This is a genomic window from uncultured Cetobacterium sp. (assembly GCF_945952365.1).
Classification (GTDB): Bacteria; Fusobacteriota; Fusobacteriia; order Fusobacteriales; family Fusobacteriaceae; genus Cetobacterium_A.
This window is the reverse complement of the sequence record NZ_CAMFHX010000016.1, coordinates 1-15,258: the sequence shown is the minus strand read 5'-3', so window position 1 is coordinate 15,258 and position 15,258 is coordinate 1. Positions and strand designations below refer to the sequence as shown.

The window sequence follows — 15,258 nt, the reverse complement described above, 5'->3', positions numbered from 1 at the left end:
CGTCTTATTTTCTGTTTACTGGCGCAATTTAATTAATCCTTTTTTTATTTACATATAAAAAAATCTCCAAGAGTTATCTCGGAGATGTAATTTTAAATATTTTATTTCATTATATTAACTTCATAAGATTGATATGGTAATCTGATTCCCTCTTTATCAAACCTCTTTTTAACTTCCTCTTGAATATCTGCATTCAGATCTCTAAAGTTTTCCTTCAGTGTCCAAACTCTAACTATAAATTCTGTTGCAATACCTGTTTCTTTAGAAAACTTTACAAATATATCTTTATCTTTCAATACAGATGGATGATTGCTTACAACATCATATAGAACTGTTTTTACTTTATCTATCGATACCTCTTTTTCTGCAAAGAATACAAAGTCTGCTCTTCTTTGTGGATTTGCTGTTACAACCGTTACAATCGAAGATGATAGCTTTCCATTCGGAACTATAACTCTTCTATTATCAACTGTATTCAAAGCTGTGTATAAAAATGTTATCTTCTGAACCGATCCCTCTGAAGATCCACAGATGATAAAATCACCTTTTTTGAATGGTTTAGATATCAGTATTTGAATTCCACCCGCTACATCTGATAAACTTCCTTTTAAAGCCAATCCCACTCCGACTCCAACAGAACCTAGAAGTGTTAATAGCGAAGCTACTTGTAGTCCTAAAATTTGAATCACATTTAAAAAATAAAAAATTATAATTAAACTTTTCATTGATGTTGCTAAGAAACTTACTAACAACTCATCAAATTGTTTTTTTCTTAAAACCTTTTTTAAAGATTTTATAATAAACTCTTTAAGTGGATTATAAGAAACATATAAAATTGCTAAATATATCACTTTTTTTATAACTATTGGTGAGTATTTAGCAATTGCTATTACAAACTCATTCAGCATATGTCCAAGAATGTTTTCCATAAAAATTTTCCTCCATACTTTTATTTCTGCTCATATTATACTATATTTATAGGAATTTTTCTACATACAAAAAAGTGGGTAATTTTCAAAATAATATTATCATGTTATTCTTAAACATAAGGTATTCGCGAATAAAAAAATATTATATTAAAGGAGATGTGACTTATGAATAAATTTATAAAAAATATGACAGGACTTTTATTTTTAGCTAGTTCAATATATACAATGGGAGCTTCAGAAAACCAAAACACTACAGAGATACAACTTTTAAGAAATGCTACTATGAGAATTAAATATAATGGAAAAATGATTTTAACTGATCCTCTATTAGCTCCAAAAAATTCTTACTTTGGATATCTTCCTGAGAATCAAAACAAACTAGTTAGCCCTACCTCTGATTTACCGATTTCTGCGGAAGATGCGATTAAAAATATAGATGCTATTTTAGTTTCACACACTCATATTCCTGATAGTGGAAAGTTAGATTTTGCTTACTCTGATCATTTCGATCAAAAAGCTATCGAGATTATTGATAAAAATACTTCACTTTTTATTCAACCTTTCGATTCTAAAGGTTTAAAAGCATCTGGATTCAACAATCTTACAACAATCGATAAAACATTTTCTTGGGAAGGAATCTCATTTGAAAGATTCGAGGTTTTACATACAAGTGTTCCTGTTTTAAAACCTATTGTTGGTGATGTTTCTGGATATGTTTTAAGAGCCGATAACCAACCTACCATACTTTGGACTGGAGATACTGTTTTAACTGAAGAAGTTAAAAATAAAATAACTTCAGTTAATCCAGATATAATCATAATTCACCCTGCAAAAGCACAAAAACCTCTAACTAATGAAGAAAAAGAGCAGTTTAAAGCTATGGGAATGCCTGTTGAAAAAGATGTTAAAAATCTTACTTTATTAATTGGAGCTGAAGAAGCGATAGAGATTGCAAAACTTGCTCCAAAGGCTAAAATAGTTGCTGTTCATATGGAATCTACAGACCACAGCACTGTAACTAGAAAAGATTTAAAAGAAAAAATAAAAGCAGCTGGAGTTACTAATATAATTGTTCCCGAAAACGGTGAAACTTTAAAATTCTAAATTAAATATAATTTCTCTTTTATTTTCAATAGATATGGATTATTATATAGAAAATAATAATAAAAGGTGTGAGATTATGAAAATAAGAGAAAAATATACCTGCCCTTTAGAATTAGCATATGATATTTTAAAAGGGAAATGGAAAATGGTAATTTTATATCAAATCCACTGGAGAGGTAGAGCTTCTTTATCAGAGCTTGAAAATGATATTATTGGAATCAATCAAAAAATGTTGTTACAACACCTTAAAGAGCTTATGAAATTCGGATTTGTCGATAAGTTCAACTATGATGGTTATCCATTAAGAGTTGAATATTTTCTAACTGAAAATAGAGGTAAAAAAGTTGTTAAAGTTCTTGAGATGATGCAGGACATAGGAAAAGATATTCTTGATGAAATGGAAAAATAAAAGGTATGGGTTGTCCATACCTTTTATTTTTATCTATAAATTTTCTCCGTTTGCTGCGATAACATCTTTATACCAGTAGAACGATTTTTTTCTACTTCTTTCTAAAGTTCCAACACCGTTATCATCTTTATCTACATAAATAAAACCATATCTTTTACTCATTTGACCAGTTCCAGCACTAACTAAATCTATACATCCCCAAGGAGTATAACCTATAAGTTCAACTCCATCTTTGATTCCTTCTTTCATCTGTTCAATATGAAGTTTTAAATACTCTATACGGTAGTCGTCATTTATACTTCCATCCACTTCAACTTTATCCACAGCTCCTAATCCATTTTCCACAATAAATAAAGGTTTTCCGTATCTATCATATAAATCATTCATAGTCACTCTAAGTCCCACAGGATCAATTGTCCATCCCCACTCTGATTCTTTTAAATATGGGTTTCCTAAAGTTTTAAAAGCATTTCCAGGCTTTATATTTTTCATAACTTCTGGATCAGCACTTTTTAATCTACTTGAGTAATAACTAAATCCTATATAATCAACAGTATTTTCTTTTAAAACTTTTCTATCCTCATCAGTTATATCTAATTTTATTCCCATCTCTTCGAACAATCTCTCTGAATATCTTGGATATTCACCTTTTGATTGAACATCTATAAAGAAGTAATTTTCTCTATTTGCTGCTTGAGCAACTAAAATATCATTTGGATGACATGTATTTGGATAAACAGTTCCTGCAGCTAGCATACATCCTATCATATTTTCAGGATCTATTTCATGACCAATCTTCGTCGCTAAAGCACTCGCTACAAGTTGATAGTGGGCTCCTTGATACATACACTGCTCTCTATTTTCTGATTCTTCAAAAACAAGTCCTCCACCAAAAGATGGTATATGAAGAATCATATTTATCTCATTGAATGTCATCCAATATTTTACTTTTCCTTTATATCTATTGAAAAGAACCTCACAATATCTAGTGTAAAACTCTATTAATTTTCTATTTTTCCATCCACCATATTTTTTAGTTAACTCTAACGGTGTATCAAAGTGATTTATTGTAACAACTGGCTCTATTCCATTTTTTATAAGTTCATCTATTAAAGAATCGTAGAATTTCAACCCCTCTTCATTCGGCTCTAAATCATCTCCATTAGGAAAAATTCTAGCCCAACAAATAGAAATTCTTAAACATTTAAATCCCATCTCTTTAAATAATTTTATATCCTCTTTGTATCTATGGAAGAAATCTATTGAAACATGAGATGGATAATAATCATAAGTCGTTTCTAAAGTTTTTCTTACATCTGCTAAAGCTTCTTTTCTTACTGGTATTCCACCAGGTAATATATCTACAGGAGATAATCCTTTTCCTCCTTCTAAATATGCTCCCTCACATTGGTTAGCAGCGATAGCTCCTCCCCATAAAAAGTTTTCTGGCATTATCTTTTTCATAACTCTCCTCCTATATTCTGCTCTCTATGCTAACGCTAATACGTTTTCTCCAACATTTACTTTTCCAAATTTTGAAACTACTACTTCTGTATAATCACTTGAATTTGTTACTATAACTGGAGTTGAGATATCAAATCCTTTTTTCATAACTGTATCTCTATCAAACTTTACTAAAATATCTCCAGCTTTTACTGTATCTCCCTCTTTTACACAAGATTCAAAATGCTCTCCATTTAATCTTACCGTATCTATACCTACATGAATCAGAATCTCTGTTCCATCTTTACCCTCTAATCCTATGGCGTGTTTCGTTGCGAAAATCGAACTCACAACACCATCAATTGGAGAACTTATCTCTCCTGTTTCGGGTACTATCGCATATCCTTTTCCTAAGCTTTCACTTGCAAAAGCATCGTCTTTCACACTCGATAGCTCTATAACCTCTCCTTTTGCTATAGACTTAACTTGAATAACCCCATCTACAGGTATCTCTTTTTTTATTTTTATTTCATTATCTTTAACCTTTTCAACGCTTTCAGAATTTTCATTTGGAATATCCTCAAATCCTATTACAAACATTGATGTAAACGCTGTTGAAAAGGCGATTACTGCTGCTATTCCTGCATGAACTATATTCATCGGTCTTGTCTCACTCAAAAATACCGGTAGTGATGCTAACCCTGGAATTCCTGTTGAGAAACGTACAACACCCATAACTCCACAATATAATCCTGCTAAACCTCCACCTAACATTACTGCTATAAGTGGTTTTTTCAATTTCATTGTAACTCCATACATAGCAGGTTCTGTTATTCCTAAACAAGCTGTAAATCCAGCACTTCCAGCAAGTTGCTTTAAATCTGCATTTTTAGTTTTTAATGCAACTGCTAGTGTTGCTCCTCCGTGAGCAATATTTGAAACTAACATCCCTGGTCCAACAACCGTATCAAATCCATTTACTGCCAACTCATTAAACCCGATTGGAATTAATCCATAGTGCATTCCTATCATAACTAGTAGCGGTGATGTTCCTCCTACAATTACTGGAATCAACCACGGAGCAAATCCATTTATTTTTTCCACTCCTAAAGCTAATCCTTCCCCTGCAATTGAACCCATCGGTCCTAACAGAAGAAAAGCAAGAGGTGTCATTATTAAAACTGTCAACAACGGCTTAGAGAAAAACTTTATAAACTTCGGTGAAACTCTATCTGCAAACTCTTCAACAAAAGACATAACATAAACAATTACTATAATTGGTACAACAGAAGAAGCATAATTAACAAGCCTTAAAGGCATTCCTAAAAAATAAACCGCTTCTTTTGCATTTACTAGTGCCAAATAGTTTGGATGGATTAAGGCCCCTCCGACTAACATTCCCATGTATGGATTACATTTAAACTTTACTGCTGCTGTATATCCTAAAACTACTGGGAAGAAGAAAAAGGCTGCGTCCGCTACAAAGTTAAATATATAAAATGTCTGACTATCTTTATTTAACCATCCAAAAGTTGTTGCTAACACTAAAACTGCTTTTAACATTCCTGCTGCTGTAAGTGGTGGAATAATTGATGTAAATATTCCTGAAATAATTTCAAAGAATCCTACAAGTCCTCTTTTTTTCTCAGAAGAATTACCTTCAGTTTCAATAGTTCCTATAATTTTTATAATCTCCTTATAAACTTTTGAAACCTCACTTCCGATGATAACTTGAAACTGACCATTGCTATCAGCTATTCCAATAACCCCTTTTGCAACTTTGATCTTATCGACATCAACCTTTTTACACTCTTTCAAGTTAAATCTCAATCTTGTTGCACAGTGAGTTACGTTTGAAATATTTTCCTTTCCTCCAACATTTTCTAAAATCAATTTTCCTAACTCTTGATACATAACACATTCCTCCATTTAATTTTTTATAAATGGGTCTTGCCTGATATAGAAAATAAAAAACCTAAGCAAATAGAAAAATAAATCTCTATCTCGCTTAGGTTTTGCCTTCTTACAGTAACAATCCTGTTTTATATGTTTTTTGTTTGTTTTATAATTTAACTTATAGTAACACATTACTTTTCACATGTCAAACTTTTTTAGATTTTTTCGTTCTTAATTTTTACAATTTGTAAAGTTAACAAGACTCTTTCATCTATATTCAACATGTATTTATATTTTCTTTCTATGAACTCAGTTATCTTTTCAACGCAATAATACTCTCTTGGAAAACTTTTTGTAGTTGCAATATACACCTGATCATACTCTCCAATATCCTTAGATTTTTTATTATTTACAACCTTTTGAGCTAAAAACTTTATATTATTTATAAAATAATAACAAGACTGACTCTCCTCATCTAAATCTAGTAAAAGATTATATTTTACAATATTCAAAATCTCATTTATCAATTTTGTTATATCAATTACATTCGGAATAGTTTCTTTCAATTTAGCATTGATTATATGAGTTGCTATAAAAGCAGCTTCATCTTCAGGCATCTGAATCTTTAGCTCTTCTTTTATAATCTCTAAAGCATATAGTCCAACTTCAAACTCCTCTTTATACAACCTTTTTATATCCCATAGAAGACCATTCACCAACTCCCCTGAAGTTATAAATCTTTCTACCGATCTATATATATGATCTGCTATTCCTATATAAGTAATATCGTTTAACTCTTTTTTAAAAACCTCATTTGTATGTCTTACAATTTTATCTGTTATTCTAATATACTCTATCGGAATCTCATCCAACAAAACTTGTATTTTTTTCTTTGTTTGATTATCCGATGATACAAAAATTTTCTCAATCAAAGATTCATCTAAGTCATCCCCAATTTTTTTCTTAAATGCTATTCCACACCCAGCAACAATAATCTCCTGCTTATCTTCATTTTCTGAGATTGCAACATTATTATTTAAAATTTTTTTTATTTTCACTGTTCCCCACTCCATAAAAAATTTATTTTCCGAAAGTATAACACACTTTCAAAAAATAATTTAGAAGTTTTTTCGGAATAATAAATATTATATTTAAAAAATATTCTAACTCCTGTATAATCAATTAATATTATTTAAATAAATATTTTTAAGGTGGTGCAATATTTTATGGAAACAATTATAAAAAAATTTAATGAACTTTCATCTTCTGAACTTTATGAAATACTAAAAGTGAGATCGGAGGTTTTTATAGTAGAACAAAATTGTCCTTATAATGATGTGGATGGAAAAGATTATAAATCAACTCATATTATGATAAAAAAGGGTGATTCTATCGCTGCATATATAAGAACTATTCCAGCTGGAATCTCTTATGAAACTTCATCTTTTGGAAGAGTTCTAGTTTCAAAAGAGTTTAGAGGTGAAGGACTTGCAAAACTTATTGTTGAAGCTGCTATAAAACAACTTTTTGAAGTTGAAAATGTTAACTCTATAACTATCGGTGCTCAGCACTATCTAGAAAAGTTCTATTCATCTTTCGGTTTTAAAACTATTTCCGAAATTTATTTAGAAGATGATATTCCTCATGTTGATATGATTTTAGTAAAAAAATAAAATAATTTATTTTTTTTAAAACTTTTTTATAAAACCTGTGGTCTAAATATTATAATAAAGTGTTAATAAAATAATTTAATCCCCCCGAAGGACCTCTGTACTCCCCCCACAGAGGTCTTTTACTTTTTTGTAAACAATAAGTTAAATTACCTCTTTTTTACTATTTTTTAATTTCTATTTAACCCTCATAAGATAAGCTAAAAAAACAAGTGAAAATAAAGGAGGATAACTTATGAATATTGGTATTAACTATAAATATAAAGATGACTTTCAAGATTATTGCAAAAATTTTATTGAAAAAAATAACATTAAACATTTAGAAATAAATTGGTATAAACATGATTGTTTAAACAAAGAATATGAAGACGAGTATCTAAAACAAATTCAATTTTTAAAAGATACATACAATATAAAATTCTCGTTACATTTTCCGACGTTTTATGATTTTGGTAGCAGAATTCCATTTTTTAGATATATTATAAAAGAACATCTCAAAGAGTGTTTGACTTACGCTAACTCTTTTGGAATAGATTTAATTGTTATACATCCCGGTACAATTGGACAAATGGATATCCCTAAAAATAATCGCTTCGCCTCACAAAGACTTCTTTTAGATATTGCTCATAGTAAAAAAAATGAGGTTAGAAAGTTGAGTCTAGAAATTTTTGATTTTATTAAGTCTGAAATTGAAAAAAATAACTACAAACTCAAAATTGCTATTGAAAATCTTGTTTTAGATAATGAAATATGTGTAAAATCTAAAGATTTAATATCTTTAATAAAAGATATTAAATCTGACTCTTTTGGAGCCTGTTTAAACTATGCTCATGCACATAGAGCTGGACAAGATTTGATTGAATATACAAATGAAGTCAAAGATTATTTACTACATATCCATGTTAGTGATAATGATGGTAAATGTGATTTGCATAGTTTTCCCGAAGCTGAGGGATGTACTCTACCCTGGGATGATATCTTTAATGTCCTTCAAGAAATTCAATATAATAACTCAATAATTGCTGAAGTCGTTTCTGAGAATATTGAAACTCTTAATTTTACAGTAAATTTTTTAAAAACAAACAAATAATTTTTTATTTTTAAAACTTTTTTATAAAACCTGTGGTCTAAATATTATAATAAAGTGTTAATAAAATAATTTAATCCCCCCCGAAAGACCTCTGTACTCCCCCCCACAGAGGTCTTTCACTTTTTTGAACCATTAATTGAAATATCTTTTCTTCAACTCTTGAATATCTCCTCTAAGCTCTAACTCATTAAGTAAAAAATTAATTGTATTTAAAAAATGAATTTCATCCTTTTTTATCAAATACCCCATTTGACTTCTTGTTAGTGGATTCTCTATCATAGCTCCTTCTAAAGAGTTTACCTCTCTTTCATATACTATCGCTTCTGGTGTTTCTGTTACCATCACATCGACCTCTCCTTTAGCTACCGCCATTGGAACATCTAAATTATTTTTATAACGAATTATTGTAGCTTTTTTTAATTTTTCATCAGCAAAAATCTCATTTGTTCCACCTATATTTACTCCAACTTTTATTTCTGGTTTATTTACATCTTCTAATGAACTATATTTCACTTTTTCACCTTTTCTAACCAAAAAACATTTACCAAAAATAAGATATGGCGATGACATCTCTGCTTCTATCTGTCTTCTTATTGTTCTTGTAATTCCACTCATGGCAACATCATATTTTTCTGAATTCAGATCACTCAAAAGAGTTTTCCATGTTGTCGGAACAAACTCTATCTCAACTCCCAATTCTTTTGCTAACAATTTTGCTACCTCTATATCATAACCTATGTACTGATCTTTTTCTAAATAGCTAAATGGTTTATAATCTCCTGTTGTTCCTACCTTCAAAACTCCTCTATTTACTATTTCTTTTACTAAATCTTTAGAATATCCAAATACTGTAGTTAAAACTAAACAAATAATAACAATTAATTTTCTCATATAACCACCCTCCATTTTATATTAAGATGAATTATATCAATTTTAAAGCTATATTTACAGAGAACAATTTCTTTAATTTTTTGTTCGGATTTACTTAAATTTAACTATCTATAACCCCTCAATTAGAGAGGCTTTTTAACTTTAAAGTTTATTGAAAATTTACATTTTTTGAAGGTCAGAGTTTATTTTTATATACTTCCTCAATTAGAGAGTGTTTATAATTTTTTAAGAAAATATTCGCCAAAAAAACGAGCCTTTTAAATCGATTTTAAGGCCTTTGATTTTTTAATCTCTTATAAAATTAAGGGTCATCAATTTCGAAGACCTTTAAAACTTATTTTAAACGTTCTTTTATCGTTTTTTTTAATTTGAAAATATACATTTTAATATGTATAATAGAAAAAAGCAGTTCAAAATTTAGAACTGCTTCTTTTTCATATCTTATAAAGACTCTGCTTCTACACTTCCAAAGCTATCCTCTTCTACCTCTATTATTTCAGATTCTGTCTTAGCTACAATTAAAGTACAAATAGCATCTCCAGTTACATTTACAACTGTTCTTAACATATCTAAAAGTCTATCTATTCCCATTATTAGAGCTATTCCATCTAAAGGTAATCCTATTTCAGTTAGTACCATACCTAACATTATAAGTCCAACTCCAGGAACTCCAGCTGTTCCTATTGAAGCTAAAGTTGCTGTAAAGATAACTGTTATATAGTTCCCCATAGTTAACTCCACTCCATAAGCTTGAGCTATAAATACAGTCGCCATTCCTTGCATTATTGCTGTTCCATCCATATTTATCGTACTTCCTAAAGGAATTGTAAACGATGAAATACTTTTAGAAACTCCAAAGTTTTCTTGCATAGCTTTTAAAGATGTTGGTATTGTAGCGTTGCTCGAAGAAGTTGAAAATGCAACCACCATTGTTGAAGCATATTTTTTTACAAATTTTATTGGATTATATCTTGCAATTAATACAAGTAAACCTTGATAAGTTACTAAGTAATGAATAATCAATGCTGCAATAACACCTAAGAAATATTTTAATAGTGGTACCATAGCTGAGTATCCTAAAGTTGTAAATGTTTTTGCTATCAGTCCATAAACTCCATAAGGAGCTAACTTCATAATAAGTTCAACCAATTTTAGCATAAGGTTATTCGCTTCTTCGATGCCTTTTTTTATCGTTTTAACTCTGTCCCCTAAAAGAGAGATTCCAACTCCACAAAATATTGCAAACACTATAATTTGAAGCATATCCCCCTTCGCCATTGCTTCAATAGGATTCACAGGAATCATTCCAAGAAGTATATCTACAAAAGGTTTACTTTCTCCAACACTAACTTTTGATGTCACTATATCAGAAAGTATAATCCCTTTTCCTGGATTGATTATATTTCCCAATCCTAAAGCTAATGTTATTGCAACTGCTGTTGTTCCAAGATAGAAAGCTAAAATCTTCACTCCAACTCTTCCTAATTTTCTAACATCTTCAACTCCAGCAGCCCCAACTGTTAGAGAACAAAATACTAAAGGAACCACAATCATTCTTATAGCTCTCATAAATCCTGAACCTAAAAAACTAAATAAAAAATTAATAAGATACGTTTCCACAAATACATTTCCTTTTATTGGATGTAGAACTAAACCTGTTATAATTCCTAAAACTAATGATACAAATATTTTGCTTGTTAAACTCAACTTCTTCATTTTGTTTTCCTCCATATATTTTTTTTATTTATTATTTTTAATTTTTTCATTCATCTATTATATTATATTTTATTTTTATTTTCAATAAAAATAAAAATTATTTTCCAAAAATTTCTTTTATAAAAAAAAGACAAAGAAATATCTCTCTGTCTCTAACTTTAAAATCTATCTTCCTCCAACTACGATGTCACTAATTTTTATACGAGGTTGCCCCACATTTGCAGGAATACTTCCTGAAACTGATCCACACATACCCTGACCATGAGATAGATTATCTCCAACCATCTCAATTTTATGAAGTACTTCTGGACCGTTTCCTATAAGTGTCGCCCCTCTCACAGGTTCTGTAATCTTTCCATTCTCTATTAAATACCCTTCCATTACAGAGAAATTGAAATCTCCAGTACTTGGATTAACTGAACCTCCACCCATATATTTTGCATAAATTCCATTTTCTACACCAGCTAACATATCCTCTAAAGATGATGTTCCATTCAAAATAAATGTATTTGTCATTCTAGAAGTTGGTGCATATTTATATGATTCTCTTCTTGCACTTCCAGTACTTTCTACTCCCATTCTTCTTCCATTCAGCTTATCCACCATATAGCCTTTTAAAACTCCATTTTCTATTAAAAGATTTCTCTTCGTAGGAGTTCCTTCATCATCAACATTTGATGATCCCCACTCATTTAACAATGTCCCATCATCTACAGCAGATACAACATCACTTGCAACCTTCTCTCCAACTTTTCCAGCAAATACAGAAAGCCCTTTTGCCACACTTGTAGCCTCTAAACCATGCCCACAAGCCTCATGGAATATAACTCCACCAAACTCATTTTCTATAACAACAGGCATCTTTCCGCTCGGTGCGTATTTTGCACCTAGCATAGTCTTAGCTATTCTAGAAGCCTCTCTTGCATACTCTTTCACATCTATCTCTTTAAAGAACTCAAAACCTTTTCCAGCTCCAGGTCTATACGACCCCGTTTGCATCTCATTCATATCAGAAGCAATACTCTCTATTCCTAGTCTACTTCTTGTTCTACTATCCTCTGCCCAAACTCCCTCTGAGTTAGCAACTAAAATATTTTGAGTTGAGTCTCCATAGTTTATTCTAACTTGACTTATACACTCATCATAGTTTTTTGCAGCTTCATATGCTTCTTTCATAACTAAAATCTTATCATCTTTTAATACACTTCCAGGTGCTAAAACAATTTTATGTCTATTCTCAATATCTTGTTTAACAAGATTTATAACGATATCTTCCTTTGTTCCCTTTATAGCTTTTGCTGCTTTCTGAGCTGTTTTTAGAAGGTTTTCTCTATTCATATCATTTGTGTAAGCATAAACAGAAAAAACTCCTTTAAATATTCTTATTCCAACTCCAAAATCTTTTCCCGATATCGCTTGTTCAACTTTTCCATCAACTAAATAAAACGAATCTCCTGTCTTATCTTCAACAAAAACTTCAGCAAAGTCTCCTCCAGTACAAAGAGCTTCATTTAATATATCTTCAACTAAAAACTTATCTATCATATCTATTTCTCTCCTTTTATTCCATTTTACTAGAGTATACCACATGATTTTTTTTTTAGAAAGATGCTTAATTTTAGAATTTCCTCTTTATATTTTAAAAGTTAAAGGGTATAATCCTATTAACTACTATATTTGGAGGAACTTATGGAAACTAAATTATTTATAGATAAAGTTTTTGAAGCAGCTGAAAATTTAAAATTAGAGGAGTTTGAAATCTATTTTACATCTTCAGAGAGTGAAACTATCAAAGTATTCAAAGGAGAAGTTGATACTTATAGCAACTCTCAAAATATGGGAATCTCTTTCAGAACTAAAGTTGATGGAAAAATGGGATATTCATATACTGAGTCTCTTGAAGAAGAGGATATTCTACCTCTAATTGAAAGAGCAATCTCAAATGGTAAAATTATTGAAAACTTAGATGTTATAGAAACTTACGGAGAGAAAAAAGAGTATGAAAAAATAGATTCTTTTAGTGCTTCTTTAGAAAATATATCTGTTCAAGAGAAAATTGACTTTCTTTTAAAAGCTGAAAAGACAGCTTTAGAGATGGATAACAGAATAAAAAGTGTAAACTACTGTATGATGGGAAGTGGCAAAGGGGAAAATATAATAAAAAATTCTAAAGGCTTAGATTTATATCATAAAGGAAACTCTATCTATGCTTACTTAGCTGTTGTTGTTCAAGATGGAGAGTCTATCAAAAACGACGCAGCCTATATAGTAGCTAAAGATTTTTCAGAGATGGATCCTGTCAAATTAGCAACTGAAGCAGTTAGTAAAGCTCTAAAAAAATTAAACTCAATCTCTATAGAAAGTAAAGGGTATGATATTATTATAGAAAATGATACTTTTGCTGATCTACTTGGTTCTATGAGTGGAATATTCTCTGCTGAAGCTGTTCAAAAAGGAGTTTCAAAATTTAAAGGAAAACTTGATGAAATTGTTGCTAATCCTTTAGTTACAATTACTGATAACCCTCATCTTAAAGATGGTTATGGTAGTGCTCCTTTTGATGCAGAAGGTGTTCCAACTAAACCTAAAAACTTAATTGAAAATGGAGTTTTAAAAACATATATACACAATCTAAAAACAAGTAAAAAAGATGGTGTAGAAAGTACAGGAAATGCAGCTAAAGGTGGGTATAAAGGTACTATGGGTATCTCAACATTCAATCTTTATTTAGAAAAGGGAGAAAATAGTTTTGATACTCTTCTAAATAAAATTCAAAATGGTATCCTTATAACTGGTTTTTCTGGTTTACACTCTGGGCTTAACTCTATATCAGGAGATTTTTCTCTTGCTACAGAAGGTTTCTTAATAGAAAATGGAGTTGTTACAAAACCTTTAAATCAAATAACTGCTGCTGGAAACTTCTTTGAACTTTTAAAAAATATTGAATTTATTGGAGATGATCTGAAGTTTAATCTATCAGGTGTTGGTTCTCCTTCAATTCTGATTAAAAATATAAGTATTTCATCATAATATAACCGTGGGAGGTAAATATATGAATAAAATTAAAAATATCGATGCTTTGATTCTTGCTGGTGGAAAAAGTTCTAGAATGAATTTTTTAGATAAGGCTCTACTTAAATATGATAATAATAGAACTTTTTTAGAAAAGATAACCGATGATTTAGAAAATTTTGAAAATATTATGGTTTCAGTGAATAAAAATCAAAACTTCTTAATTCCTAGAGGGACAATAGTTACTGACAGCTCTGAAAATTTAGGTCCTATAGAGGGAATCTATCAAGGGCTTCTAAATTCAAAATCAGACTTTATTTTTGTAACAACTTGTGATATGCCAAATATCACAAAAGAGTTACTTAATTTTATTTTACAATTTACCTCACACGACTATGATGCTATCATAGTCAAGGATAAAAAAGGGAAAACTTATCCACTTTTTGGACTCTATAACAAAAGTTCTCTAAGCACTATCGAAAGATTTATTATGGATAAAAATTATAGACTTCAAGATGTTCTAGCTGAACTTAATGTAAAATACATCTCTTTAGAAAATACAGATTTTAACCCTCAAATACTTTTAAAAAGTATCGATACTGAAGAGGAACTTAATTTTAATTATATTTTCAGGGATTGTACTCCTTTTATTGCTGTATGTGGTGCTAAAATTACTAATCAATCTAATTTGATTGATCAACTTGTAAAACACTTTAAGGATGCTAATTACAAAGTGGAAGTTATTAAATCTAATTCAGAATGTAATCTAAATATTTTAGAAAAAAAAGAGTTTGATATTATTTTACTTCAAGGTTTTGAGAATGAACCATTCCCTAAAATAGAGATTTTAAAAAAGGATGTTTCTCTTTCACCATCAGCAAATCCAACTAACCTTCTATTTTATGTTAGTGATTCAAGTGAAATTTTAGAAAACTCCAGTATGAAATCTATAAGTTTAAAAGATACAATATCTATTTTTAAAGAGATTTTAAAAGTTGCAAATCTATAGAATAAAAAAAAGACGTAGAAATACGTCTTTAAGTTTCTTTAATGGCGGGAGTGACGAGGGTCGAACTCGCGACCTCATGCGTGACAGGC

Annotated in this window: 13 protein-coding genes; 6 read left to right on the top strand and 7 right to left on the bottom strand. The window is 30.1% G+C overall.

Features of this window, described 5'->3' with window-relative positions; translation table 11 throughout:
* Positions 1-101: 101 nt before the first annotated feature.
* Complete coding sequence (locus tag Q0O83_RS07210) at positions 102-929, bottom strand: mechanosensitive ion channel domain-containing protein (protein ID WP_294095686.1); 828 nt, start codon at positions 927-929, stop codon at positions 102-104.
* Between the two features lie 165 nt (positions 930-1,094).
* Between Q0O83_RS07210 and Q0O83_RS07205 the strand changes: the two genes are divergently transcribed.
* Together Q0O83_RS07205 and Q0O83_RS07200 are read left to right on the top strand one after the other, a co-directional pair.
* Positions 1,095-2,033, top strand: coding sequence for an MBL fold metallo-hydrolase (locus Q0O83_RS07205; protein ID WP_294095683.1), 939 nt, complete (start codon positions 1,095-1,097; stop codon positions 2,031-2,033).
* Between the two features lie 76 nt (positions 2,034-2,109).
* A complete protein-coding gene (locus tag Q0O83_RS07200) occupies positions 2,110-2,442 on the top strand; it encodes a helix-turn-helix domain-containing protein (protein ID WP_294095681.1) in 333 nt (110 codons plus the stop codon).
* A gap of 33 nt (positions 2,443-2,475) precedes the next feature.
* Here the strand turns inward: Q0O83_RS07200 and Q0O83_RS07195 are convergent, their stop codons facing one another.
* The 3 genes from Q0O83_RS07195 to Q0O83_RS07185 form a co-directional block, all read right to left on the bottom strand.
* Positions 2,476-3,906 carry a 6-phospho-beta-glucosidase gene (locus Q0O83_RS07195; protein WP_294095678.1) on the bottom strand — a complete coding sequence of 477 codons (1,431 nt, stop codon included), beginning with the start codon at positions 3,904-3,906 and terminating at the stop codon, positions 2,476-2,478.
* 24 nt (positions 3,907-3,930) lie between these two features.
* Complete coding sequence (locus Q0O83_RS07190; protein ID WP_294095676.1) at positions 3,931-5,799, bottom strand: beta-glucoside-specific PTS transporter subunit IIABC; 1,869 nt, start codon at positions 5,797-5,799, stop codon at positions 3,931-3,933.
* Between the two features lie 197 nt (positions 5,800-5,996).
* Complete coding sequence (locus Q0O83_RS07185; protein ID WP_294095674.1) at positions 5,997-6,839, bottom strand: PRD domain-containing protein; 843 nt, start codon at positions 6,837-6,839, stop codon at positions 5,997-5,999.
* Positions 6,840-7,007: 168 nt separating this feature from the next.
* On the opposite strand from Q0O83_RS07185, the gene Q0O83_RS07180 reads away from it, so the two are divergent.
* Together Q0O83_RS07180 and Q0O83_RS07175 are read left to right on the top strand one after the other, a co-directional pair.
* A complete protein-coding gene (locus tag Q0O83_RS07180; RefSeq protein WP_294095671.1) occupies positions 7,008-7,454 on the top strand; it encodes a GNAT family N-acetyltransferase in 447 nt (148 codons plus the stop codon).
* Between the two features lie 232 nt (positions 7,455-7,686).
* Positions 7,687-8,541, top strand: coding sequence for a sugar phosphate isomerase/epimerase (locus Q0O83_RS07175; RefSeq protein WP_294095669.1), 855 nt, complete (start codon positions 7,687-7,689; stop codon positions 8,539-8,541).
* Positions 8,542-8,673: 132 nt separating this feature from the next.
* On the opposite strand, the gene Q0O83_RS07170 is transcribed toward Q0O83_RS07175, so the two are convergent.
* From Q0O83_RS07170 to Q0O83_RS07160, 3 genes are all read right to left on the bottom strand, one after another.
* A complete protein-coding gene (locus Q0O83_RS07170; RefSeq protein WP_294095667.1) occupies positions 8,674-9,432 on the bottom strand; it encodes a transporter substrate-binding domain-containing protein in 759 nt (252 codons plus the stop codon).
* A gap of 441 nt (positions 9,433-9,873) precedes the next feature.
* The gene (locus Q0O83_RS07165) at positions 9,874-11,148 is read right to left on the bottom strand and encodes a dicarboxylate/amino acid:cation symporter (RefSeq protein WP_294095665.1); all 1,275 of its coding nucleotides are present in this window, start codon (positions 11,146-11,148) and stop codon (positions 9,874-9,876) included.
* 165 nt (positions 11,149-11,313) lie between these two features.
* Positions 11,314-12,693 carry a TldD/PmbA family protein gene (locus Q0O83_RS07160; protein ID WP_294095662.1) on the bottom strand — a complete coding sequence of 460 codons (1,380 nt, stop codon included), beginning with the start codon at positions 12,691-12,693 and terminating at the stop codon, positions 11,314-11,316.
* A gap of 144 nt (positions 12,694-12,837) precedes the next feature.
* On the opposite strand from Q0O83_RS07160, the gene Q0O83_RS07155 reads away from it, so the two are divergent.
* Positions 12,838-14,178 carry a TldD/PmbA family protein gene (locus Q0O83_RS07155; RefSeq protein WP_294095659.1) on the top strand — a complete coding sequence of 447 codons (1,341 nt, stop codon included), beginning with the start codon at positions 12,838-12,840 and terminating at the stop codon, positions 14,176-14,178.
* 22 nt (positions 14,179-14,200) lie between these two features.
* Entirely contained in the window at positions 14,201-15,169 is a 969-nt protein-coding gene (locus Q0O83_RS07150) for an NTP transferase domain-containing protein (RefSeq protein ID WP_294095654.1), read from the top strand.
* Positions 15,170-15,258 lie beyond the last annotated feature (89 nt).